The organism is Streptomyces purpurascens (assembly GCF_045040895.1).
Lineage (GTDB): Bacteria > Actinomycetota > Actinomycetes > Streptomycetales > Streptomycetaceae > Streptomyces > Streptomyces purpurascens.
Genome location: NZ_CP108341.1, coordinates 5408777 through 5430627, shown reverse-complemented (window position 1 = coordinate 5430627; position 21851 = coordinate 5408777). Strand labels below are relative to the sequence as shown.

Annotated in this window: 24 protein-coding genes; 11 read left to right on the top strand and 13 right to left on the bottom strand. The window is 70.3% G+C overall.

The genetic code is table 11. The features are described 5' to 3' along the window. The first annotated feature begins 56 nt into the window (after positions 1–56). Entirely contained in the window at positions 57–1466 is a 1410-nt protein-coding gene (locus OHU35_RS24790) for a condensation domain-containing protein (protein WP_189728406.1), read from the top strand. Between the two features lie 82 nt (positions 1467–1548). Here OHU35_RS24790 and ccsB read toward each other — a convergent pair whose 3' ends face one another. The 7 genes from ccsB to hemL all read right to left on the bottom strand — a co-directional run bounded on the left by ccsB (position 1549) and on the right by hemL (position 9305). Beyond that, positions 1549–2646, bottom strand: a complete 1098-nt coding sequence (ccsB, locus tag OHU35_RS24785; RefSeq protein ID WP_189728404.1) for a c-type cytochrome biogenesis protein CcsB — start codon at positions 2644–2646, stop codon at positions 1549–1551. After that, a complete protein-coding gene (locus OHU35_RS24780) occupies positions 2643–4352 on the bottom strand; it encodes a cytochrome c biogenesis protein ResB (protein WP_405506896.1) in 1710 nt (569 codons plus the stop codon). Before OHU35_RS24780 ends, ccsB begins: the two co-directional genes overlap by 4 nt. 3 nt (positions 4353–4355) lie before the next feature. Continuing rightward, a complete protein-coding gene (locus OHU35_RS24775; protein ID WP_405506894.1) occupies positions 4356–5129 on the bottom strand; it encodes a cytochrome c biogenesis CcdA family protein in 774 nt (257 codons plus the stop codon). A gap of 1 nt (position 5130) precedes the next feature. Beyond that, positions 5131–5787: a TlpA disulfide reductase family protein gene (locus OHU35_RS24770; RefSeq protein WP_189728397.1), complete on the bottom strand. Its 657-nt coding sequence runs from the start codon at positions 5785–5787 to the stop codon at positions 5131–5133. Between the two features lie 66 nt (positions 5788–5853). Beyond that, positions 5854–7143 carry a hypothetical protein gene (locus OHU35_RS24765; RefSeq protein WP_359887612.1) on the bottom strand — a complete coding sequence of 430 codons (1290 nt, stop codon included), beginning with the start codon at positions 7141–7143 and terminating at the stop codon, positions 5854–5856. Between the two features lie 150 nt (positions 7144–7293). Then, entirely contained in the window at positions 7294–7992 is a 699-nt protein-coding gene (locus OHU35_RS24760) for a histidine phosphatase family protein (protein WP_189728390.1), read from the bottom strand. Then, positions 7989–9305, bottom strand: coding sequence for a glutamate-1-semialdehyde 2,1-aminomutase (gene hemL / locus OHU35_RS24755; RefSeq protein WP_189728388.1), 1317 nt, complete (start codon positions 9303–9305; stop codon positions 7989–7991). Before hemL ends, OHU35_RS24760 begins: the two co-directional genes overlap by 4 nt. A gap of 600 nt (positions 9306–9905) precedes the next feature. Between hemL and OHU35_RS24750 the strand changes: the two genes are divergently transcribed. Continuing rightward, the gene (locus OHU35_RS24750) at positions 9906–10343 is read left to right on the top strand and encodes a hypothetical protein (protein ID WP_003974483.1); all 438 of its coding nucleotides are present in this window, start codon (positions 9906–9908) and stop codon (positions 10341–10343) included. A 119-nt stretch (positions 10344–10462) separates the two neighbouring features. On the opposite strand, the gene OHU35_RS24745 is transcribed toward OHU35_RS24750, so the two are convergent. Further along, positions 10463–10723, bottom strand: coding sequence for an FCD domain-containing protein (locus OHU35_RS24745; protein ID WP_229873279.1), 261 nt, complete (start codon positions 10721–10723; stop codon positions 10463–10465). Here OHU35_RS24745 and OHU35_RS24740 point away from each other — a divergent pair. After that, positions 10710–11039, top strand: coding sequence for a cation:dicarboxylate symporter family transporter (locus OHU35_RS24740; RefSeq protein WP_359887615.1), 330 nt, complete (start codon positions 10710–10712; stop codon positions 11037–11039). The genes OHU35_RS24745 and OHU35_RS24740 overlap by 14 nt on opposite strands. Next, complete coding sequence (locus OHU35_RS24735; RefSeq protein ID WP_267943914.1) at positions 11036–11170, top strand: hypothetical protein; 135 nt, start codon at positions 11036–11038, stop codon at positions 11168–11170. Before OHU35_RS24740 ends, OHU35_RS24735 begins: the two co-directional genes overlap by 4 nt. A 41-nt stretch (positions 11171–11211) precedes the next feature. Here OHU35_RS24735 and OHU35_RS24730 read toward each other — a convergent pair whose 3' ends face one another. Continuing rightward, positions 11212–12393, bottom strand: coding sequence for an alpha/beta hydrolase (locus tag OHU35_RS24730; RefSeq protein WP_189728382.1), 1182 nt, complete (start codon positions 12391–12393; stop codon positions 11212–11214). A gap of 364 nt (positions 12394–12757) precedes the next feature. On the opposite strand from OHU35_RS24730, the gene OHU35_RS24725 reads away from it, so the two are divergent. The 4 genes from OHU35_RS24725 (at position 12758) to OHU35_RS24710 (ending at position 14770) form a co-directional block, all read left to right on the top strand. Further along, complete coding sequence (locus OHU35_RS24725; RefSeq protein WP_372498790.1) at positions 12758–12985, top strand: hypothetical protein; 228 nt, start codon at positions 12758–12760, stop codon at positions 12983–12985. Between the two features lie 36 nt (positions 12986–13021). Then, positions 13022–13423, top strand: a complete 402-nt coding sequence (locus OHU35_RS24720; protein WP_189728380.1) for a DUF6153 family protein — start codon at positions 13022–13024, stop codon at positions 13421–13423. Positions 13424–13545: 122 nt separating this feature from the next. Further along, the gene (locus OHU35_RS24715) at positions 13546–14193 is read left to right on the top strand and encodes a DUF305 domain-containing protein (RefSeq protein WP_189728378.1); all 648 of its coding nucleotides are present in this window, start codon (positions 13546–13548) and stop codon (positions 14191–14193) included. Between the two features lie 118 nt (positions 14194–14311). Continuing rightward, on the top strand, positions 14312–14770 hold the full coding sequence (locus tag OHU35_RS24710; RefSeq protein WP_189728375.1) for a DUF4396 domain-containing protein: 459 nt from the start codon (positions 14312–14314) through the stop codon (positions 14768–14770). 4 nt (positions 14771–14774) lie between these two features. On the opposite strand, the gene OHU35_RS24705 is transcribed toward OHU35_RS24710, so the two are convergent. Continuing rightward, positions 14775–15137, bottom strand: coding sequence for a DUF6223 family protein (locus tag OHU35_RS24705; protein ID WP_189728373.1), 363 nt, complete (start codon positions 15135–15137; stop codon positions 14775–14777). Between the two features lie 224 nt (positions 15138–15361). Between OHU35_RS24705 and OHU35_RS24700 the strand changes: the two genes are divergently transcribed. Then, a complete protein-coding gene (locus OHU35_RS24700; protein WP_189728370.1) occupies positions 15362–16486 on the top strand; it encodes a sensor histidine kinase in 1125 nt (374 codons plus the stop codon). Beyond that, complete coding sequence (locus OHU35_RS24695; protein WP_189728368.1) at positions 16483–17145, top strand: response regulator transcription factor; 663 nt, start codon at positions 16483–16485, stop codon at positions 17143–17145. The genes OHU35_RS24700 and OHU35_RS24695 overlap by 4 nt, the downstream gene beginning before the upstream one ends. 30 nt (positions 17146–17175) lie before the next feature. Here OHU35_RS24695 and OHU35_RS24690 read toward each other — a convergent pair whose 3' ends face one another. The 3 genes from OHU35_RS24690 to OHU35_RS24680 all read right to left on the bottom strand — a co-directional run bounded on the left by OHU35_RS24690 (position 17176) and on the right by OHU35_RS24680 (position 20538). Further along, positions 17176–17667, bottom strand: coding sequence for a hemerythrin domain-containing protein (locus OHU35_RS24690; RefSeq protein WP_189728366.1), 492 nt, complete (start codon positions 17665–17667; stop codon positions 17176–17178). 62 nt (positions 17668–17729) lie between these two features. Then, a complete protein-coding gene (locus tag OHU35_RS24685; RefSeq protein WP_189728364.1) occupies positions 17730–18917 on the bottom strand; it encodes a M20 family metallopeptidase in 1188 nt (395 codons plus the stop codon). Between the two features lie 67 nt (positions 18918–18984). Beyond that, on the bottom strand, positions 18985–20538 hold the full coding sequence (locus OHU35_RS24680; protein ID WP_189728362.1) for an AbgT family transporter: 1554 nt from the start codon (positions 20536–20538) through the stop codon (positions 18985–18987). Positions 20539–20708: 170 nt separating this feature from the next. Between OHU35_RS24680 and OHU35_RS24675 the strand changes: the two genes are divergently transcribed. Continuing rightward, positions 20709–21743 carry an Lrp/AsnC family transcriptional regulator gene (locus OHU35_RS24675; RefSeq protein WP_189728360.1) on the top strand — a complete coding sequence of 345 codons (1035 nt, stop codon included), beginning with the start codon at positions 20709–20711 and terminating at the stop codon, positions 21741–21743. Positions 21744–21851: the final 108 nt, after the last annotated feature.

The window sequence follows — 21851 nt, the reverse complement described above, 5'->3', positions numbered from 1 at the left end:
GGCAAGTTCGGCATTCCTTTGGTCGGGTCTATCCCACCTGCGAACGGAGACGCCCTGTGCGAATGACTGACATCCAGCGTTGCGAGGTGCGACCTGGGCGACTCGTCGAATGGACACTCAGTCCGGCGACCGTCGCGACGGCGAAGGCGCTGCCGGAGGACTCCAGGCCGCCGGCGTACATCCAGGAGTCGCACCTCCGGACGGCGCGGTCCGTGCGCGAGGACGGGCTGTTCGTGCCGACCTGGCTGGGCGCGGCGTTCGACATCCCGGGGCGGGCCGATCTGGACGCGCTGGGTGAAGCGCTGCGCGGCTGGACCCTGCGGCACGAGACCCTGCGCAGCGGCTTCCGCTGGGCGGGCGGTCCCGGTGACTCGATCCGCCGCTTCACGCTCGACGCCTCCTCGGTGTCCCTGCACCGCGAGGAGGCCGGCGACTTCACCGACCCGGCGGCCCTGGCCCAGCACCTCCAGGACCGCTTCGACACCACGGCAGACGCCCTGCGCTGGCCCAACCTCATCTACACGGCGGTCGTCCGGGACGACCGCACCAGCGTCTACATGGCGTTCGACCACAGCAATGTCGACGCCTACTCCATCCACCGCATCCCCGCCGAGATCCACGAGCTGTACGAGGCGGCCCGCGCGGGCGGTGAGGTGGCGGCGGCGCCGGAGCCGGAGCCGGTGGGCAGCTACGTCGACTTCTGCGAGGCCGAGCGGGCGGACGCCGACCGCATCGACGCGGACCACGACATCGTCGCCCGCTGGCGGGAGTTCATCCAGCGCTGCGACGGACGGCTGCCGAGCTTCCCGATCGACCTCGGGCTGGATCCCGAGGGCGGGCTACCCACGCAGAAGTTCATGCGCGAGATGCTGGTGGACGCGGACGCCGCCGCCGCGTTCGAGGCGTACTGCCGCCCGTACGGCGGGAGCCTCGTCGGGGTCCTCGCGGCCAGCGCCCTGATCCTGCACGAGATCGGCGGCGAGCCCGTCTACCGCACGGTCGTGCCGTTCCACACCCGGGTGAAGTCCCAGTGGTCGCAGTCGGTCGGCTGGTACGTGGGCGGCGCCCCGATCGAGATCCCCATGTCCGAGGCCCCCGACTTCCCCAGCGCCCTGCGCACCGTACGCGCCGCCCTCCAGGCCAACCGACGGCTCGCCCGCATCCCCCTCGCCCGGGTCCTGCACCTCCTGGGCGCCGACTTCCGCCCCACCTCCCCCGACCTGTACTCGATCGTCTCGTTCGTCGACACCCGCGCCATCCCCGGCTCCGCCGACTGGACGGACCAGAACGCGTACGGGCTGCTCCGGGTGTCCTACGGCGACCAGGTGTGCGCCTGGATCACCCGGCTGCACGAGGGCCTGTGGTTCGCCAGCCGCTACCCGGACACGGACATCGCCCACAAGAACCTGCGGCTGTACGCGGAGCGGTTGCGGGACATCGTCACGAGCACTGTCGGCCGGTCCTAGGAGACGCGCCTGGAGACGGCGAAGGCCGGTTCCCGTGACGTGGAGTCGCGGGAACCGGCCTTCGTTGTCGTCCGGGGCAGGGTCACACGCCCGCGTAGGAGTGCTTGCCGGAGACGAAGATGTTCACGCCGTAGTAGTTGAACAGCCAGCAGCCGAAGGCGAGAAGGGCCAGGTAGGCGGCCTTGCGGCCCTTCCAGCCGGCGGTGGCGCGGGCGTGCAGGTAGCAGGCGTAGGCGACCCAGGTGATGAAGGACCAGGTCTCCTTGGGGTCCCAGCCCCAGTAGCGGCCCCAGGCGTCGCCGGCCCAGATCGCGCCCGCGATGATCGTGAACGTCCACAGCGGGAAGACGGCGGCGTTGACGCGGTAGGCGAACTTGTCGAGGGAGGCGGAGGACGGCAGCCGCTCCAGGACCGAGGTCGCGAAGGTGCCGGGCGTTCCGCCGGTCGCGAGCTTGTTCTCGTAGGAGTCCTTGAAGAGGTACAGGATCGTCGACATCGCACCGACGTAGAAGACCGCGCCGCAGAAGATCGCGGTCGAGACGTGGATGTACAGCCAGTACGAGTGAAGGGCCGGGACCAACTGGTCGCTGGCCGTGTACAGCACCGTGACGGCGAGACCCAGGTCGAGAAGGACCGTGGTGATCAGGGGCAGGCCGAGCCATCCGACGTTCTTCTTCAGGGCGAGCAGCCCGAGGTACACGCCGACGGCGACCGTGGAGAACGTGATGTTGAACTCGTACATGTTGCCCCACGGCGCCCGCTCCACCGACAGGGCGCGGGTGAGGACACCGCCGAACTCGATCAGGAAGGCGAGCACGGTGAGGGACACGGCGATCCGGCCGTACAGGTCGCCCTGCTCGTCCCCGCCCGCGGCGCCTGGCCCGTCCGGCACGTCCCGCTGACCCGACGCGGCCCGCACGGTGACCTTCGGCCGCTCCAGGACGGCGGTGCCGCCGGCCTTGTTCACGGTGACGGCCGGGGCCGCCTTCTTCTCGGCCTGCCCGGTGAGCGCGGCGGCGGTACGGGCCACCTTGCTGCGGCTGCCGAAGAGCCATTCGGCGATATGGGCGAAGAAGGCCAGGGTGTAGACGGCCATCGACGAGTAGATCAGCACATTGCTGATGCTCGCGAGATTCTCGTTGGTGGCGGCGGCGAGATCGGTTGCGGCGGCGAGAGTCACTTCTCAGCCCCTTCGGCAGGTACGGGGGAATCTGCGGGGTCGTCGGGGTCGGGCGCGCCCGGGGCCTGGTCGTAGAGGATGCCGGCGAGGTCGCCGAGTTCCTCGGGGACCTTGGCGGACTCGCTGCGGCCGAGGCCGGCCATCTCGACGACGGTGACGCCGTCGGCGCCTCGGACCGCGCGCACCCAGACGCGGCGGCGCTGGATGAACAGGGAGGCGGCGAGGCCGCCGATCGCGGCGATGGCCCCGGCGAGGGCCCAGCCGCCGCCGGGCTCCTGGACGACCTGGAAGCCGGCCCACTCCTTGACGGTCTTGCCGAAGGTGACCGAACCGGCGCCGTTCGGGAGCGTCATGGAATCGCCGGGCCGCAGCAGCCTCTTGAACAGCTTGCCCTTGGAGTCCTTGAACTCCTTCATGTTGGTCTTGTCCATCTGGTACACGCTCTGCGGGATGCCCGAGTCGGCCCCGAGGTCGCCGTGGTAGGCGGACAGCGCGAGCAGCGGAGAGTCCAGCGCGGGGAACTGCGACAGCATCGTGCCGCTGGCGTGGCCGCCGTAGGTCGGCACGAGGAACGCGTTGAAGCCGAGCTGTTCCTTCTTGCCCTGGGCGTTGCGGTAGCCGTCGAGGACCTTGACGACTCCGGAGGAGGTGACGTTGGCGTCCAGCGGCAGCAGCGGCACGGCGTCGTCGTAGACGACCTTGCCCTGGGCGTCCCGGACGGTGATGACGGGGGCGTAGCCGTGGCTGACGAGGTAGACCTTGGAGTCGCCGATCTCCAGGGGGTGGTTCACCTCGACGGTGGTGTTCTCGTCCTTGCCGTAGGGGCCCGCGCTGTAGGTGAGGTCGGCCTTGTAGACGCGCGGGGTGCCCTTGTTGGGGCCGGTGCGCTCGTAGGTGCCGACGAAGTCCTTCAGGTTGAAGCTGAACGGCACCAGGTCGTCCGACGAGAAGAGGTTGCCGGACTTGAAGTCGTCGTACTGGGTGAGGGTGTTGGAGAATCCTTGGCCCTCGACGACCAGCTTGTTGCCCTCGGACTTGTAGAGCTGGCCCCAGGCGAAGGCGACCAGCATCACGATGAGGGCGATGTGGAAGACGAGGTTGCCCAGTTCGCGCACGTAGCCCTTCTCGGCGGCGACGGCGTCACCGGCGAGGTGGGCGCGGAAGCGGCGCTTCTTGAGCAGGGCCAGGGCGGCCTCGTGGACCTGCTCGGGTTCGGCCGTGGTGCGCCAGGTGGTGTGGGCGGGCAGCCGGGTCAGCCGCTTGGGCGCGCCCGGCGGGCGGCCGCGCAGCTGGCCCACGAACTGCCAGGTGCGGGGCACGATGCAGCCGATGAGGGAGATGAACAGCAGGATGTAGATCGCGGAGAACCACACCGAGCCGTAGACGTGGAACAGGCCGAGCTTGTCGTAGATGTCGCCGAGGGTCTCGTGGTTCTTGCGGAAGTCGGCGACCTTCGTCTCGTCCTGGCCGGACTGCGGGATGAGCGAGCCGGGGATCGCGCCGAGGGAGAGCAGCAGGAGCAGCAGCAGGGCGACCCGCATGGAGGTCAGCTGGCGCCAGAACCAGCGGGCCCAGCCGATGACGCCCAGGGCGGGCAGGTTGGGCAGGTCCTCCTTGGGGGCGGTGGACAGCTGGGATCCGGCGGCCCCCAGGTCCTGGTCCTCGGCTGCGGAGGGGGCCGGGTCGGAGGCGGTGGTCTTGCTCATCGATCAGATCCCCACAGTGAAGCCGTCGGACCAGACCTGCATCTCCTGCACGATGCGGTCCCACGCGCCGGTCAGCAGCAGCAGACCGGTCACGATCATCATGGTGCCGCCGACCCGCATCACCCAGACGTAGTGGCGCTTGATCCAGCCGAAGGCTCCGAGGGCCTTGCGGAAGGCGACCGCGGCGAGCACGAACGGCACGCCCAGCCCCAGACAGTACGCGACGGTCAGGAGGGCACCGCGTCCGGCGCTGCCCTGGTTCAGGGCGAGTGTCTGCACGGCGGCCAGCGTCGGGCCGATGCAGGGCGTCCAGCCGATGCCGAACAGGGCGCCCAGCACGGGAGCGCCGACCAGGCCGGCCGCCGGCTTGCGGTGAAAGCGGAACTCGCGCTGGGTGAGCCAGGGCATCAGCCCCATGAAGAAGACGCCCATGAGGATCATGAAGACGCCCAGCACCTTCGACAGGACGCCGCGCTCCTCCTGGAGCGTCTGGCCGAAGTAGCCGAAGAAGGCACCGCCGGAGACGAAGACCGCCGTGAAGCCGAGCACGAACAGCGAGGCACCGGCGACCATCCGGCCCCGCCTGGCCTCGGCCAGGTCCGTGCCGCTGACGCCGGTGACGTACGACAGATAGCCCGGCACGAGCGGCAGCACGCAGGGTGAGAAGAAGGAGACGAGGCCGCCGAGCAGGGCGAGGGGCAGGGCCGCCAGCAGGGCGCCGTTGAGCACCGTGCCGTTGGGGTCCGCGACCGCGGCGAGGGTGGTGACGTCCGTCACGTCACTTCTCCGCGACGACGGGCTTGAGCATCTTCAGCAGCCGTTCCTCGCTGAGCGCGGACAGCGAGCGGGCCGCGATCTTCCCGTCCCGGTCGAGGACGAGGGTGGAGGGGATCGCCTGCGGGTTGAGCGTGCCCTTGTCGAAGCGCAGCAGCAGCTTGCCGGTCGGGTCGTAGAGGCTGGGGTAGGTGATGTCCCAGTCCTTCTCGAAGGCGAGGGCGGCGCCGGTGGAGGTGTCGCGGGTGTTGATGCCGACGAACTGCACGCCCTTGTCGGCGTACGCCTTGGACACCTTCGCGAAGTACTTGGCCTCGGCGCGGCAGGGGTTGCACCAGGAGCCCCACACGTTGAGGACGACGACCTTGCCCTTGAAGTCGGCGACGTCGAGCGTCTTGCCGGCGATGGTCTTGCCGGACAGGTCGGGGGCCGGGGTGCGCTCGCCCTTGGCGACCGTGGCGGTGCCGTCGGAGCCGGTGACGAAGTTGGTGTTGCCGCCCCCGCCGGAGGTGCCGCCCGAGCCGCACGCGGAGACGAGCAGTGCGGCCGCGGCGGCACCGGCGGTCAGGGCGGCGCGGCGACGGACCCGGGGTGAACGGGTGGTCCGGGTCGTGCGGGGCGAGCTGTTCGAGCCCAGGGGGGCGCGGCTGGCGGCACTCATGTGAAAAGTTTCGCATGCCCGTTCCGGGGCTCTCGCGCACCCCCCTTGCGGGCGGAAAACCGCATTTCAGGCAGCGTTCCGTGAGGGCGTCCCGGCCCCCTGCGGGGTCTTCTCGACGAACCCCTTCCAGCCACCGGCCGGTTGCTGCCCGACCTCGAGCGTACGGAGCCCCGCGAGCACCTCCGGCTTCTGCACGTCCAGCCAGTCGGTGAACTGCCGGAAGGAGACGAGGCGCACATCCCCGCCCTTGTCCTTCTCGCGCGCGATGTGCTTGAAGGCCTCCTCCACGGCGTCCATGTAGATGCCGCCGTTCCACTGCTCGAAGTGGTTGCCGATGAAGAGGGGCGCGCGATTGGACTCGTAGGCCCGCTGGAAGCCCTGGATGTACGCCTGGGCCGACTGCTCCCGCCAGCCCGGGTAGTTGTGCGCGGGTGCCTTTGTGGTGCTTATGGACTGATTTGCGAGCATGTTGTAGTCCATGGAGAGGACCTCGAAGCCCCGGCCGGGGAAAGGTATCTGCTGCAGGGGCAGGTCCCAGATCCCCTGCCGCTTCACGGGCCACACCTGGCGGCCGCCGGGCGAGGAGGCGTCGTAGCGCCAGCCGAGCTCGCGGGCGGTGGGCAGCAGGTTGTCCTGGCCGAGCAGACAGGGCGTACGGCCGCCGACGAGCTCCTTGTCGTAGTCGAACGGCAGCGAGGGCAGGTCGGTCCAGCCGGTGTTGGTGCGCCACTCCTTCACGAAGGACTTCGCCTGGTCGATCTCGCTGCGCCACTGCTGCGGCGTCCAGTTCTTGACCGAGCCGTAGGCCTCGCCGCAGAAGTGCCCGTTGAAGTGGGTGCCGATCTCGTGGCCCTCCAGCCAGGCCCGGCGGACGTTCTTCAGCGTGTCCTTGACGTGCCCGTCGGTGAGGTAGCCGATGTCGGAGGCGCCGCGCGGGTTGTTCGGCGGGTCGTAGAGGCGCTTCTTCGACTCGGGCAGCAGATACAGCCCGGACAGGAAGAAGGTCATGCTCGCGCCGTGCTCCTTGGCCAGGTCAAGGAAGCGCGGGAAGAGCCCGTTGCCGACCTCGCCGGCGCCGTCCCAGGAGAACACGACGAACTGCGGCGGGGTCTGGCCGGGCTCCAGCGGCTCGGGCTTGCCGGGCTGGTGGGGCTGCTTGCCCGTGTAGGCGGTGGAGCCGTCGCCGATGGGCTTGGGCTTGGGCTTCGGCTTGGAGCCGCCTTGTGCGGTGTCGCCGGAACCGTCGGCGTGGCTGGACCCATCTGCCCCCGTGAGGCCACCGCACCCGGCGAGCGAGACGGCGGCCGCGGCACCCGCGCCGATTCCGAGCATTCCCCTGCGGGAGTAAGGGCGCATTGCATCCCCGTTCGTCACGTTCTCTGGTGGTCACCCAGTCAGAGGACGTGATGAACGGGGAGGTTCCTCAGAAACTTGCAGATTCCGTAACAGAGGAATCAGAAGCGAACAGAAAGGGCTTACGCGCTGTCCGGGCGCCGTGTGCGCGGCTCAGGCGCCGAACGCCTTGTCCTTCCCCTTCACCGGCTTGGCACCGGCGAGGAGATGCGCCGGGACGAGATCGCGGGCCGGCTCGGTGTAGCCGACGGAGACGATCCGGTCGCCCCGGAACGTGAAGGTCGTCAGCGAGGCGAGCGTGCACTGCCGCTTGCGCGGGTCGTGCCACAGCCGCCGCCGCTCCACGTACGACCGGACGATCCAGATCGGCAGCTGATGGCTGACCACCACCGCCTCGTGCCCCCGGGCCCGGTCCTTCGCCGTGCTCAGCGCGCTCATCATGCGGACGACCTGGTCGACGTACGGCTCGCCCCAGGACGGCCTCAGCGGGTTGACCAGGTGCTTCCAGTTGGCGGGCTGGCGCAGCGCCCCGTCCCCGACGCCGAACGTCTTCCCCTGGAAGACGTTGTCGGCCTCGATCAGCCGCTCGTCGGTGGCGAGGTCGAGGCCGTGCGCCTTGGCGATCGGCTCGGCCGTCTCCTGCGCCCGCTCCAGCGGGGAGGCGACGACGTGGGTCACATCGCGGTCCGAGAGGTGCTCGGCGACCCGGTCCGCCATGCGCCGGCCCAGCTCGGAGAGGTGGTAGCCGGGGAGACGGCCGTAGAGGATGCCGTCCGGGTTGGCGACCTCGCCGTGGCGCACGACGTGGACGACGGTGATGTCGTCGCTCGCGCCGTTGCTCTGGTTGCTCATGCCGTCGCCTCCGCGGCCGCGCGGGCCGCTGCCGGCAGGGCGTCGGCGATCCGCTGCACGGCACGCTCGTCGTGCGCGGTGGACACGAACCAGGACTCGAAGGACGACGGCGGCAGGTAGACGCCGTCCGCGAGCAGCGAGTGGAAGAAGGCGGTGAAGCGGAAGGACTCCTGCGCCTTGGCGTCCTCGTAGTTCCTGACCGGCCGGTCGGTGAAGAACACGGAGAACATGTTGGAGGCGTTCTGGAGCGTGTGCGCGACGCCCTCCTTGGTCAGGGCGTCGGTAACGAGGCCCTGGATCTGCTTCGAGACGGCGTCGACCTTGGCGTAGGCGGCGTCGTCGAGCAGCCGCAGCTGGGCGAGGCCGGCCGCGGTGGCGACGGGGTTCCCGGACAGCGTGCCGGCCTGGTAGACGGGCCCGGCCGGAGCGAGACGCTCCATGACGTCCGCGCGCCCGCCGAAGGCCGCGGCGGGGAAGCCGCCGCCCATGACCTTGCCGAAGGTCATCAGGTCGGGGACGACGCCGTCGACCCCGAACCACCCGGCGCGGCTGGTCCGGAAGCCGGTCATGACCTCGTCGGAGACGTAGAGGGCGCCGTTCTCGGAGCAGATGTCCTTGAGCCCCTGGTTGAACCCCGGGGCGGGCGGCACGACGCCCATGTTGCCCGGGGAGGCCTCGGTGATCACGCAGGCGATCTCGCCGGGGTGCGCCCGGAAGGCTTCGCGTACGGCGTCGAGGTCGTTGTAGGGCAGGACGACGGTGTCGCCGGCCTGGGCGCCGGTGACGCCCGGGGTGTCGGGCAGCGCGAAGGTGGCGACACCGCTGCCGGCCGCGGCGAGCAGCGAGTCGACGTGCCCGTGGTAGCACCCGGCGAACTTGATCACCTTGGCGCGCTGCGTGAACCCGCGCGCGAGCCGGATCGCCGACATGGTCGCCTCGGTCCCGCTGGACACGAGCCGGACCTGCTCCAGCGGTGCGACGCGGGCGACCATCTCCTCGGCGAGCGCGACCTCGCCCTCGCCGGGCGTACCGAAGGACGTACCGCGGGCGACGGCGTCCTGGACGGCGGCGATGACCTCGGGGTGCGAGTGCCCGAGGATCATGGGCCCCCAGGAGCACACGAGGTCCACGTACTCGCGTCCGTCGGCGTCCGTGAGATACGGACCGGTGCCGGACACCATGAAACGCGGCGTGCCGCCGACGGCTCGGAAGGCCCGTACCGGTGAGTTCACACCGCCGGGCGTGACGGCCGCCGCTCGGTCGAACAGAGCCTGCGAGGCCGGTGCTTCATACGGATATGCCAGTTCGCTCATGACCTGCGACTTCTCCGACCTTCTCCGACGTTGTCGGGCTCCGGGTGCCAGTGACCTGTTCAGGGTAGGCCAGGGGAGGTGACGGGGCGGACGGACGAGGGGACGCGCAAGGTGTGAGCGAGCCCGCATCCAGCCCGCGATTCCCGGCCGTCTGCGAGACTGGACCTGATACACACAGATCAAACGGCCCAGGGTGGTCAGAGGCTGCGAAGATCCTGCGGACAGATGTTTCGGCGCACGTTTCGGCGGGCGGCCGCGGGGGAGGTCACTGACACGATGATCGGGTTGCGCGGCGGGGGCGACGCGTCCTAGAAAAAGCAGTCGGGTGGAGATATGCATCGCGGTGGCGGACTGGGCGAGGGGACCGATGACCTGGGTCCTCGACGTGCCCGGCGGGGCAAGCACCGGCGCGAGGCGGAGGACACTCAGGAAACTCGTCAGACGCAGGGTCCGCAGAGTGAACCGGAGCGGTCCGACGGACGTACTGAACATCGGCTGGACGATCTTCGGGCTGAACGTCGGGGTGAGCGTCGCGTGGATGAATTTCAGGCTGAACACCGGGTGGACGATCTTCGTGCGGGGAGCAGGAATGGTGGCCGGGTGGGGGTGACGTACAAGTACTTCGGCGCACCCGACGGTGCGACGGCGGCCCGCGTCCCGATCTCGATGCGCCCCGAGGAACTCGGCGGCGACGAACTCGGCATGAACGGCATGTTCACCAAGATCAAGCCGGAGACCATGGCGGCGATGGTCCTGACGGGCATCGAGGGCGTCCCCCTGCACAAGGTCCCGCCCCTGGAACTGGTCGTCCTGCACCCCGACTACGCGGTGGTGAAGCTCCCGATGACCGTCGTCGACCCCCTGCGGGGCATCGGCGAGGAGGCGGTGGGCGCGGCGGCCTTCATCTGGTCGACGGTGCCGGACCGGGGTGGCCCCCGGGACGCGTTCAACGTGTACCAACTGCTGCACGAGTGGCAGGACTTCTCGCATCGGCTGCATGAGGCGGGGCATCAGCCTTATTGCCTGGTGTGGCCCTGAGCTGGGGTTTCGTGAGGGTCGGGCGGGGTCTTCGGGCCTCGCCCTTTTGCGTGCCGGGGAGGGGCCGTCAGGCGGCCAGGTCGCGCGCGTTCCAGCGTCCGGACATCCGTCGGCGCGCGTCACACGGTACGGGCGCCTTCGCGGTCTTCCAGCGCGCTGATGGCGGTGGCCGTGAGGCTGTGGGTGATGTGGTCGCGCATCAGCTGGGCCGCCTCGGCGGCCCGGCCGTCCTCGACGAGGTCGACGAGCTGGTGGTGCACCTGGAGGTCGCGCGTACGGGGTTCGTCGCCGGGCGGGAGTTCGAGGCCGAGGCGCCGGTAGCGGTCGGACTTGTCCCACAGGTCGTCCAGCAGGCGGATCGGCCTGATGCGCTTCCTCAAGGCCGAGCTGCTCGTCGCCCTGAGCACCTGTTCCAGCGAGGCCGTCCTGCCGCAGCTCGTGCGCAAGCTGGAGACCCTCGGCGTCGGCCGGCCGGTCGTCGGCATCGTCATCCCGTCAGGGTTCTCCTTCAACCTGGACGACTCCGCGGTCTACCTCACGATGACCTCCCTCTTCCTGGGCCAGGCCATGGGCATCGACCTGTCCTGGCCTACAGCATCTCGTCATGGCCGGCGTCATGATGCTCACCAGCAAGGGCACCGCCGGCATCGCGGGCGGCGCGTTCATCGTGCGGCAACGCCGTCGCCACCATCGTGATCGGCAAGTGGGAGAACGACTTCGACACCGACAAGGCCCGGGAAATCCTCAGGTCCGGCAAGGAGACCGAGCCATCCGCGCCGTCGCCCGACACCGAGGTCGACACGAACAAGGTCGGCGCCGGCACCTGAGGCGAACCCACGCGGTTGCGGCACTGTTGTCGGGTGCCAGGTCACGGCTGCTGGAACGTGACCTCAGGATGCGTGGCCTTGGGGCCGTCGAGGAGCGGCTGCGATATGCCCCGCAGGTGAAGGTCGAAGAAGGCTGACACGTAGTCGTGGGTTATGCGCCACCCGCGTTCTCCGGACAGCGGTACGGCAGGGTCCGACACGCCCAACTGCCCAGCCAGATACGGCAGGTCCGTGAAGGAGAAGTGTCCAGCGCCGGCCACGGTCAGCCAGCGTTTCCAGCCGTTCAGGTGCTTCCACGCCTTGGGCCAGTCGGTTGTCGGGCTGTCGGGGCTGTGGGCGGACTGGGCGCCGAGCATCATGAACGGGCGCCCGCCGAGCCTTGTCGCGGCAGGGTGCAGAACGAAGTTACCGTCCAGGTCGACCCCCGCCCGCACGCGACGGTCGGCGGCCATGGTCGCCGCCGCGGTTGCACCCCCGATCGAATGCCCGCCGATTCCGATCCGGCGCGGGTCGATCACATGGGACAGCGTCCCGGCCCGTCGGCCGTTGGTCAACTCGCTGATCACGAAGGACATGTCCCTGGCCCGGCCACGCACGACAGCCGCCCGCTCCTGCAGAGTGTCGCCCCGTTCGCAGGCCACGCAGGTCAGCATCCGGCCCCCGGGGAAGGCAGTGCCGACGGATTCGTAGGCGTGGTCCACCGAGGCGACGACGTAGCCACGGCTCGCGAGATCCTCGGCGATCGAGGTGAGGGTGGTGCGCGGCATCGAGAAGCCCGGGGAGAGCAGCACCAGGGGGAAATGCCCTGGCGCCGGGCGCGTGCCCACGTGCGCGTGGGTACGCGCCCCGGCAACCGTTTCGTGGGGCACGACGCCGTCGAGTCCCCTCGCCTCCAGGAGGAGCCGCGCCTCCTCGTCGGTCATGTATGCCGCCCGTAATCCACTCGCCGAGCGTGCCGGGTAGGACACCGTCACCATCAGCTCCCGGTTACCGGCCGTCGGCACCCATGGGTCGGTGCGGTTCCGGTCGACCAGGTGCAGGGTACGGCGACCCACGGGGTACGGACCGGTGGGGGATGGTAGTTCCAACCCACTGCTGTAAGGGACTTGGGGCGCGGTCTGCGCGGCGTTGACGGAGGCGGCCGGTGTGGCGCCCAGAAGCGGCGCTGCCAGGGCCAGGGTGAGCAGGGTGGCCGCAGCGGCTCTGCGATGTCTGGAGATCATGCAGTCGACGCTAGGCCCTGGTTCGCCTCAACACGTCCGGCTCCAGGGGTACTTGGCTGTACCCCTGTCGGCGGATCCCGTCAGACCCCGGTATCACACGGATGAGGGCGGCCGGTCTGCATAGGGCACATGCGACTTGACGTCGCTGGATCGGTTTACCTGAGCGCCGGTGGTCTGAGGCCGTCGCCGCAGACCACGGGCACGGCGCGCGGTCGTCCGGCCGGTGGCTGCCGCCTCAGGAGGGCAGCGGCCACTGCGGGCCGTCCGGGTTCCCGAGCCAGACCACCTGAGCATCGCGGGAGACCGTCACGCCTGGCGGACCTGCCAACCGTTGACGGCGGGACCGAGCACGGCGAAGGAGTCGGTGACGTTGTCCAGGATGCGCACGCTCATCGGCGACTTCCATCGGGGCCTGTTCGTCCTGGCCCCGTCCGCTTCCTACGCCCGGGACTGGGCAGACCGCATGCGAACCGAGACGCACCCCAAGGTGCAGGGCCTGTATGAGGCGTGGGGGTACGCCAAGGCGGGCGAGCAACAGCCGTTCGCCGACTCGCCTGTCTACGCCGTCATGGTCAAGCCCCTTCGAGGCTGAAGGGGAACTCCCATGACGGGCCCGTACGATGGGCCCGTGACCACCAGCGCCCGATCCAGCAGCCGCCCCGCCGGTCGGCTGCTCAAATTGCTGGTGATGGCGTTGCTGGCCGGTGTGCTGGGCATGCACGGGCTCGCTCCCGGGGGGATGCCGGCGACGCAGGGAGCTGCCGGTCACGACATGGTGATGGCCTCCGCGGCGGGTGTCCCGCACGCGAGCGGGGGTTGCGCGCATGCGGATGGCGGCTCGGGGCATCTCGAACACGCCGACGGGACGTGTGCGGCCGCCGGAATCGGTTCGGCGTACACGCCGCCCGCGCTGACCGGCGTCCTGCCGGACGCGCCCCAGGCCCCCGCGCCCGCTGCGGCCTCCTCGGGGGCGCCTCATGACGGCCGGGCTCCGCCCGATCTTTCCGAGCTGCAGCTTCTGCGGATATAGAGCGGCCCGCTCGGCACCCCCTCGTCCGGAGTTCTCCGGTGAAGGGTGCCGTGCCTTCGCACGCCCTCACATCCGTTCCCACCGCGTGCCGCGAACGGCGCGCGTCGAGGAGTTGCACAACCATGATCCAAAACCGTTCACTCGCCCGCCGCGGTGCCGCCGTTGTCGCCGCAGGTGCGGCCGCGCTCGTCCTGGCCGCCTGTGGTGGAGACGGCGACAGCGACAGCTCGGCCGGACACGGCGGCCACAAGGCCACCGCCTCCGCTTCCGCCTCTTCCTCCGCGTCCGCTTCCGCGTCGCAGGGGCAGCGCAATGCCGCCGACGTGGCCTTCGCGCAGGGGATGATCCCCCATCACCGCCAGGCCGTCGAGATGGCCGGCCTCGCGTCCGGCCGGGCGCAGTCGGCCGAGGTGAGCAAGCTCGCCGCGGACATCAGGAAGGCCCAGGACCCGGAGATCAAGACGCTCTCCGGCTGGCTGACCTCCTGGGGCGAGGACGTGCCCGCGAAGGGTGCCATGGACCACTCCGCGCACGACATGGGCGGCATGATGACGGACGGGGAGATGACCGAGCTCGAGAACGCCTCGGGCAAGGCCTTCGACACCGCCTTCATGAAGCTGATGATCAAACACCATGAGGGCGCGGTCGAGATGGCGAAGACCGAGCAGGCCGACGGTGCCTACGGACCGGCCACCAGGATGGCCGGAGAGATCATCACCTCGCAGAGCGCGGAGATCGAGCAGATGAACAAGCTGCTCGGCAAGGACTGACCGCAGCGCGTCAGGGTGGGGCGGGCTCCCGGTGGGTGCCCGCCCCACCCCTGTTCAGATACCCACGGGGGGTATATGTTTCCGTTCTGAGGCCGTCCGAGTTCTTGCGGAGCGTCGAATGGAGATGAAGGTCATGGACCACGGCACGACCTGGACGACGGCGATGAAGGCGACACTGCACTGCCTCACCGGATGTGCCATCGGTGAGATCCTGGGCATGGTCATCGGGACCGCCCTGGGGTGGGGCAACGTGCCGACGATGATCCTGGCGATCGCCCTGGCCTTCGTCTTCGGCTACTCGTTCACCCTCTTCGCGGTGGTACGCGCCGGGGTGTCCCCGAAGGCGGCGATCAAGGTGGCCCTGGCCGCCGACACCGTCTCCATCGCGGTGATGGAACTGGTCGACAACGTCATCATCGCGCTGACGCCAGGAGCGATGGACGCCCATCTGTCGGACGGGCTGTTCTGGTACGCGCTGCTCGGCGGCTTCGCCGTGGCGTTCGCGATCACCACGCCGGTCAACAAGTGGATGATCGGCCGCGGCAAGGGCCACGCCGTCGTCCACTCCCACCACTGACCTGTCACACCTCAGGATCGCGGGTCAGTGCCAGCCCTCCGAGGGCCGTGGCGATCAGTCCCACGATCAGGGCCACGAAGGCTCCTCCCAGCCCGTTGCCGGTGCCTAGCCCTCCGTCGGCGGTGGCCGCCACCAGAGCGCCGAGGACCATGGCGAGCAGCCCCGCCGTCAGAGCGGTGGCGGCGCCGCGCCGTCCGGTGCCGGTGCCGAAACGGCCGGTGGGGCGGGCCAGGGCCAGCCCACCGACCACCACGCCGATCAGCGCGAGCACGCCGGCCGCGACGGCCCCGAGCCGCCCGGCGCTCATGTCGTAGACATCGGCGGCGGTCGGCTCGACCGCGGCGCGCAGAACCACTGATGTGCGCATGCTGGACCTCCTGCTTCGTGGGGCTGGCTTCCGGATGTCACCCGATGCTGCCTGCGGGGACACCTCCGGTCGTCCCCCGGCCGCAGGCACTTCGCGCTGCCGCCGACGGCGCACCCGTCTACCGCCGACGCGGCAGGCGGGGGTACCGGTACCGCGCCCGCGGTAGTTGGGCGCTCATGCCCCAGCGGGACTCGCCCCCGCCGGCCTGTGGCTAGGGTGCGCGCATGGACAGAGGACGGTTCGGTGTCCCACCCGGTGTCATGAACTGGGCTGTCGCCGTCGGCGTGGCGGTGGCGTTGCTGCTCGCCGGGCGGTCCGGGAAGCACTCCGGCACGGAACTCGGCCTGCTGGGCTGGGCGTTGCTGGCAGCGGGCGGTCTGGCGCTGGCCGCCCGCCGCCGGGCTCCCGTCCTCGTGCTGGCCGCCACCGGGCTGTGCTCGATGGGGTATCAGGCGGCCGGGTTCGACGTGCCGGTCGTCGCCTTCCTGTTCGCGGTGTACGCCGCGGTGCGGGCGGGGCACCGCACCGTCACGGTGATCGCGTCGGTGGTCATGGTGGCCGCGTTGCCGCTCGCCACCCTGGTCTCCCTGCACGACATGGAGGAGGCGTACGCGCGGGCCCGCGGCGCCCTGGAGATCGCGTGGCTGGTCGCGGCCGGTGCCGCCGGGGAGGCGCTGCGGCAAGCCGAGCGGCGGGCGGACGAGGCGGAGCGCACCCGCGAGGAGGCCGCACTGCGTCGCGCGGATGAGGAACGGCTGCGCATCGCGCGGGAGTTGCACGATGCGCTGACCCATCAGATATCGATCATCAAGGTTCAGTCCGAAGTCGCCGTCCACGTCGCCCGCAGGCGTGGCGAGCAGGTGCCGGAGGCGCTGATGGCGATCCAGGAGGCGGGCCGGGAGGCGACCCGGGAGCTGCGCGCCACCCTCCAGGCCCTGCGCGACGATGACACCAGCCCGCCGTGCGGGCTCGACCACATCCCGGAGCTGGTGGAACGGGCCGGCCGGACGGGCCTGGAGGCGCACCTGGTGATCGAAGGACAGCGGCCCGACGTGCCGGCGGCGGTGGGCCGGACCGCCTACCGGATCGTGCAGGAGTCGCTGACCAACGTCGCCCGGCATGCCTGCGCGGCCACCGCGTCGGTCCGCATCGCCTACCACCGCGACTCCCTCGCGATCCGGGTCGACGACGACGGCGAGGCCACACCGGACAGCGCCCCGGTGCCCGGCATGGGGCTGCTCGGCATGCGGGAACGCGTCACCGCCCTCGGCGGCCGGATGCGTGCCGGACCGCGCGGCGAGCGCGGCTTCACCGTCCAGGCCGAACTCCCCCTGGAGCACACCTCATGATCCGTGTGCTGCTGGTCGACGACCAGCCGCTCGTGCGCAGCGGCTTCCGCGCGCTCCTCGACCTCGAGGAAGACATCGAGGTGGTGGCCGAGGCCGGCGACGGCATGGAGGGCCTGGCACTCGCCAGGGAACACCTGCCCGACATCGCGCTCGTCGACGTACAGATGCCGGTCCTCGACGGCATCGAGACCACCCGGCGCATCGCCGCCGACCCGGACCTGGCCGGTGTGCACGTCGTCATCCTGACCAACTACGGCATGGACGAGTACGTCTTCCACGCGCTGCGCGCCGGCGCCGCGGGCTTCCTCGTCAAGGACATCCTGCCGGACGACTTCCTGCACGCGGTGCGCGTCGCGGCCCGCGGCGACGCGCTGCTGGCCCCGTCGATCACCCGCAGGCTGATCGACCAGTACGTCACCCAGCCGCTCGCCACCGGTGCCGGCGCGGGGCTGGAAGAACTGACCAACCGCGAACGAGAGACCGTCGCGCTGGTCGCGCGGGGGCTGTCCAACGACGCGATCGCGGACCGCCTGGTGATCAGCCCGCTGACCGCGAAGACTCACATCAACCGCGCCATGGCCAAGCTCCATGCCCGCGACCGGGCCCAGCTCGTGGTACTCGCCTACGAATCCGGCCTGGTCACTCCACGCAATCGCTGACCCCGCCGCGTACGCGGCGACGCGTCGCGGTCAGGAGCGGACGATGCAGCGCACGTTGTCCACGGCGCCGCCGCCCTCCTTCAGCAGGCGCTCCCGTTCCTCCAGGAACGCCGCGCCCAGTTCCTCCCGGCGGTCCATGGCGACGTTCTCGCGGGCTCCGTTGAGGATGGTGCGTTCTTCCTCGTCGGTGTGGTGGGTGATGGCCTCCACGAGGTTTTCCAGCTTCTCGTCCCATTCCGCGGAGCCGACCTCGTCGACCTCCAGGAGTTCGAGAAGCGCCTTGTTGCCCTCCTCGTGCTCCTCCTCGCCGTGCTCGAGCTCGTCGTCGTCGATCTTCTTGTAGCGCTTGAGGGCGGGGTACACCTCGGACTCCTCCGCCAGCGCGTGCGCGATCAGCAGGTCGGCGAATTCCCGCAGGGCGGCCGCGCGGTCGGCTTCGACGCTGCGCATCAGGTGGAAGAGATCCTCCATTTTTCTGTGGTCCTGGAGAATGAGTTCGACGACGTCTCGTGTCTCGGTCATGGGGCGGGCATCACTTCCGTACGAGGGACCTTGCCGGACCCGACTACCCCCGACCGCCGTGTTCAGCCGCGCGGTGGCTCCGTCAGCCGGGCCAGCAGGCCGGCGACCAGGGCCGTCTGGGCGGGCACCGTGTCGGGGTGGATGAACTCGCCCTGGGCGTGGGCACCGTCGCCGATCGCGCCCATGCCGCACAGGACCGGCAGGCCGAGGGCGGCGACGAAGTTGGCGTCGCTGGCTCCGCCGACGGCGGCGGCGGGAAGATCGGCGCGACCCTGCGCGCGGGCGACGTCGCGGGCGAGCGCGAGGAGCGGGGCGGAGGCGGCGTTCAGGGTCATGGGCGGCCGGTTCCAGGCGTGGTCGACCTCGATGCGTACCCGGGGGTCGCTGACCTCGATGGCGGCGAACTCGGCGTCCACGCGATCCTGTTCGGGCTCGCTGCTGACCCGGATGTCGACGCTGGCGGTGGCCTGACCTGCGACGACGTTGGTGGCCGAACCGCCGCTGATCAGGCCGGTGTTGATGGTCGTGCCCTTCTCGGGGCGGGCGATCCTCGCCGCGGCGAGGACGAACTCGGACAGCGCGGTGATCGCGCTCGCCCCGTCCTGCGGCGCCAGCCCGGCGTGCGCCTCGACCCCGGTGGCGGTGACCTTGAAGATCCCGGAGCCCTTGCGGGAGGTCTTGACCGCGCCGTGGGCGGTGGGCTCCAGGACCAGCGTGGCGTCGGCCTTCCGGGCGGTCTCCTCGATCACCGGGCGGGAGGAGAGGGAGCCGATCTCCTCGTCGCCGTTGAAGAGGAAGGTGACGGTGGGCAGGGGCGTGCCGGTCTCGCGGGCCAGCTTCAGGGCCCAGATGCCCTGGGCCAGGCCGGTCTTCATGTCGAAGATGCCCGGCCCGCTGAGCTTCTCCCGGCCGTCGGGGCCGGCCGGCGGCTGCTGCCATCCGGCGAGCGTGCCGGTGGGCCACACAGTGTCGTAGTGGCCGACGAGGGCGACGTGCCCGGGTCCGGTGCCGTGGTACGTCAGGGTGAGGGTGTCACCGCACGCGCCGCCGTCGTACCGCTGCTCGCGGTCGGGCTTCCCCAGCCTGTGGACGGCCAGCTCGCGCAGGAGGTCCAGGCCCGCCGCGAGTCCCGGCAGGTCGTAGCTTCCGGTCTCCTGACGGACGAGGGCGAGGATGTCGGTGACGATCTCCGACGAGACCTCCTGTGCGCGGGCGGTGACGGCGGCGGGTGCGGGTGACGATGTGGTCATGACCGGCTTTCTCGTGTCTGTCGCACGTCTCGTACGACGGTGTCGGGTGGGCTGCTGAAGGGTCGGGTCAGCCGACGCCGAACGGGATGCCGAGCAGGTACCAGGCCACGAAGAAGGCGACCCAGACGATCCATACGACGGCGGCGATCGGGATGGTGAAGGAGGCCAGCGTGCCGATGCCGGCGGACTTCTTGTGCTGCTGGATGAAGCCGAGGCACATGGCGAAGTAGGGGCTCATCGGGGTCACGCAGTTGGTGACCGAGTCGGCGACGCGGTAGACGGCCTGGGTGGTCTCCGGCTCGATGCCGATGAGCATCAGCATCGGGATGAGCACCGGAGCGGCCAGCGCCCACAGGGCGGATCCGCTGGTGATGACCAGGTTCATGAAGGTGATCAGCACGGCGATGCCGACCAGCACGGTCCAGCCGCTGAGGTGCATGCCCTTCAGCGCCTCGGCGCCCTCGACGGCGATGACGTTGCCGATGTTCGTCCACTTGAAGTAGGCGAGGAACTGGGAGATCGCGAAGAACAGCACGAGGATCGGGGCGTAGCTGCGGGCGCCCTCGACCAGCGCGTCGACGATGTCGTTCGCGGTGCGGAAGGTCCCGACGCCGCGCCCGTAGACCCAGCCGAGCAGGGCGAAGAACAGGAACAACACGACCGACATGCCGGTGATCACCGGGGACTCGACCAGGGAGCCGTGCTCGCCGCGCAGCGGGGAGTCCGCCGGGAACATGGCTGCCGCGACCACCGCGACGAAGCCGAGCGCGGCCACGCCGGTCCGGCGCAGGGCGCGGCGCTGTTCCGGGGTGACCTCGACCGCCTTCAGCTCCTCGGCGGTCAGCGCCTTGACCGGCTCGTCGGGGTCCAGGTCCGAGCGCCTGGCGATGACCTTCTCGACGACGACCGTGATGACCAGGGCGACCAGGACGGACGAGGCGAGGCCGAAGAAGTAATTCGCGACCGGGGTGACGACGTGGTCCGGGTCGATGGTGTGGGCCGCGGCCGTGGAGATCGACGACAGCAGGGTGTCGGTGGTGGTGATCGCCGGTGAGGCGTCGTAGCCGGCGGAGATGGCGACGTAGGCGACGACGCAGCCGAGGACGGGGCTGCGGCCGGCCGCGCGGAAGACGAGCGCGCCGAGCGGGATGAGCGTGACGTACGCGGCGTCACCGGCGACATGCGCGACCATCGCCGTCATCGACAGCGCGAAGGTGAGGTACTTGCCCGGCACCCGCGCGACCATGCGGCGCAGCAGGGTCGTGAACAGGCCGCTGGCCTCGGCGACCGCGATGCCGAAGCCCACGATGAGGATGGTGGCCAGCGGCGGGAAGGTCGCGAAGTTGTCGACGGCCCCCTCGACCATCGTCGTCAGTCCCGCCTTGCTGAGCAGGCTCCGTACCTCGATGGTGTCGTGCGTTCCGGGGTGCACGGTGCCGACACCGGCCGCCGCGAGGATCGCGCTGAGGACGATCACGGCCCCGGCGAGGATCCAGAACAGCCAGAACGGGTTGGGCAGCTTGTTGCCGACCTTCTCGATCGCCGCGAAGGCGCGGAACGCGGCACGCAGGGCTCTCGACGGGGGCTCGGTGGGACGGGGCTCGGTGGAGGTGGCGCTCATGGGTACCTCTTCGCGCATGAGGGGAGGTTTCGAGGCGACGCGCGGGGGACGCGCCGAGGGACGCTGGGGGACGTTCCCGCAAACGATGACAGCGAAGTGGGGGATTCTCTAGACCCTGCGTGTAACAGTGGGATTAATCGGCAGGTGCTCGCGGTCTAAGGTGGGGCACCATGACGCGCCCTCTCCTCGACGAGCTCGACCGGCGCCTGATCGGGGCGCTGCACCTGGCCCCCCGGGCGACCTGGGACGACATCGGCGGGATCCTGTCCGCCGACGCCGGCACGCTGAAGCGCCGCTTCGACCGGCTGCACGAGGCCCGGATGGTCCGCGTGATCGGGCAGGCCGACTGGGGCATGCACTCCACGGCGATGCCGGTCCACGTCTTTCTGGACATCACCGGCGAAACCCCGCTGGCCGTCCTGGATCGGCTGCGGGCCCTCCCCCACCTCCAGCTCCTGGCGCAGATCTCCGGCGACTACCCCCTCTACGCCGTCGTCCACGCCCCCTCGGAGGCGGCCACGAGCGAGGCGATCGACCGGATGTTCTCGATCCCCGGCGTCCGCCGCGTCAACGCCCTGCCCGCGCTCAGCACCCTGCGCCGGGGCATCACCTGGGACCCGCAGTTCCTGACCGGCAGCGAGCGGGCCGGGCTGCTGGAGCTGACCGGCACGCAGCCGGAGGGCACCGCGACGGCGACGCCCCCCGACCGGCCGCTGAGCGAGTCCGAGCGCGCGGTCGTCGCCCTGCTGCTGCGGGACGGTCGCGCCTCCGCCGCGAGCATCGCCCGGGCCGCGGACCTGGCCACGTCCACCGCGCACCGCGTCGTACGCCGGGTCCTGGACGAGCGCTGGGTCCAGCCCCGGCTGGAGATCGTGTCGGAGTGGCTCGGCTTCCAGACCCCGTTCATGCTCCGGCTGCGCGTCGACCCCGGCGAGACCCCCGAGGTCATGCGCCGCATCGACCTGCTCCCCCAGACCCGCCTCGCCGCGCATGTCGCCAGCGACCTGTCCGTACTCGCCACCGGCCTGGTCACCGACCGCTCCGCCCTGGCCCGCTTCATCGACGGCGAGTTGGCGAGGATCCCCGGCGTCACCGCCGTCAGCGTGGCCGTCATGCTCGCGGAGCCGCGCCGCTACTGGCTGGACCGGGACCGGGTCACGGGACTCGGGGAGTTCCACGCGCCGACGTTGCTGAGGCCGCGGTAGGGCTGCCACTCGGGCGGGCCGGTGCGTCCTGGGGCCGTCGGTGCCGGCGATGCGCCGTTCACCCACCCTCGATAAAGTTGACAAAGTGGTGACAAACGGCTCCGCACG

What these genes read in the sequence shown, in the direction of transcription:
- OHU35_RS24780 (WP_405506896.1), bottom strand. Translation starts at nt 4,352, where the DNA reads ATGAGCAAGACCACCGCCTCCGACCCGGCCCCCTCCGCAGCCGAGGAC.
- OHU35_RS24770 (WP_189728397.1), bottom strand. Translation starts at nt 5,787, where the DNA reads ATGAGTGCCGCCAGCCGCGCCCCCCTGGGCTCGAACAGCTCGCCCCGC.
- OHU35_RS24765 (WP_359887612.1), bottom strand. Translation starts at nt 7,143, where the DNA reads ATGCGCCCTTACTCCCGCAGGGGAATGCTCGGAATCGGCGCGGGTGCC.
- OHU35_RS24760 (WP_189728390.1), bottom strand. Translation starts at nt 7,992, where the DNA reads ATGAGCAACCAGAGCAACGGCGCGAGCGACGACATCACCGTCGTCCAC.
- hemL (WP_189728388.1), bottom strand. Translation starts at nt 9,305, where the DNA reads ATGAGCGAACTGGCATATCCGTATGAAGCACCGGCCTCGCAGGCTCTG.
- OHU35_RS24740 (WP_359887615.1), top strand. Translation starts at nt 10,710, where the DNA reads ATGCGCTTCCTCAAGGCCGAGCTGCTCGTCGCCCTGAGCACCTGTTCC.
- OHU35_RS24730 (WP_189728382.1), bottom strand. Translation starts at nt 12,393, where the DNA reads ATGATCTCCAGACATCGCAGAGCCGCTGCGGCCACCCTGCTCACCCTG.
- OHU35_RS24715 (WP_189728378.1), top strand. Translation starts at nt 13,546, where the DNA reads ATGATCCAAAACCGTTCACTCGCCCGCCGCGGTGCCGCCGTTGTCGCC.
- OHU35_RS24710 (WP_189728375.1), top strand. Translation starts at nt 14,312, where the DNA reads ATGGAGATGAAGGTCATGGACCACGGCACGACCTGGACGACGGCGATG.
- OHU35_RS24705 (WP_189728373.1), bottom strand. Translation starts at nt 15,137, where the DNA reads ATGCGCACATCAGTGGTTCTGCGCGCCGCGGTCGAGCCGACCGCCGCC.
- OHU35_RS24700 (WP_189728370.1), top strand. Translation starts at nt 15,362, where the DNA reads ATGGACAGAGGACGGTTCGGTGTCCCACCCGGTGTCATGAACTGGGCT.
- OHU35_RS24695 (WP_189728368.1), top strand. Translation starts at nt 16,483, where the DNA reads ATGATCCGTGTGCTGCTGGTCGACGACCAGCCGCTCGTGCGCAGCGGC.
- OHU35_RS24690 (WP_189728366.1), bottom strand. Translation starts at nt 17,667, where the DNA reads ATGACCGAGACACGAGACGTCGTCGAACTCATTCTCCAGGACCACAGA.
- OHU35_RS24685 (WP_189728364.1), bottom strand. Translation starts at nt 18,917, where the DNA reads ATGACCACATCGTCACCCGCACCCGCCGCCGTCACCGCCCGCGCACAG.
- OHU35_RS24680 (WP_189728362.1), bottom strand. Translation starts at nt 20,538, where the DNA reads ATGAGCGCCACCTCCACCGAGCCCCGTCCCACCGAGCCCCCGTCGAGA.
- OHU35_RS24675 (WP_189728360.1), top strand. Translation starts at nt 20,709, where the DNA reads ATGACGCGCCCTCTCCTCGACGAGCTCGACCGGCGCCTGATCGGGGCG.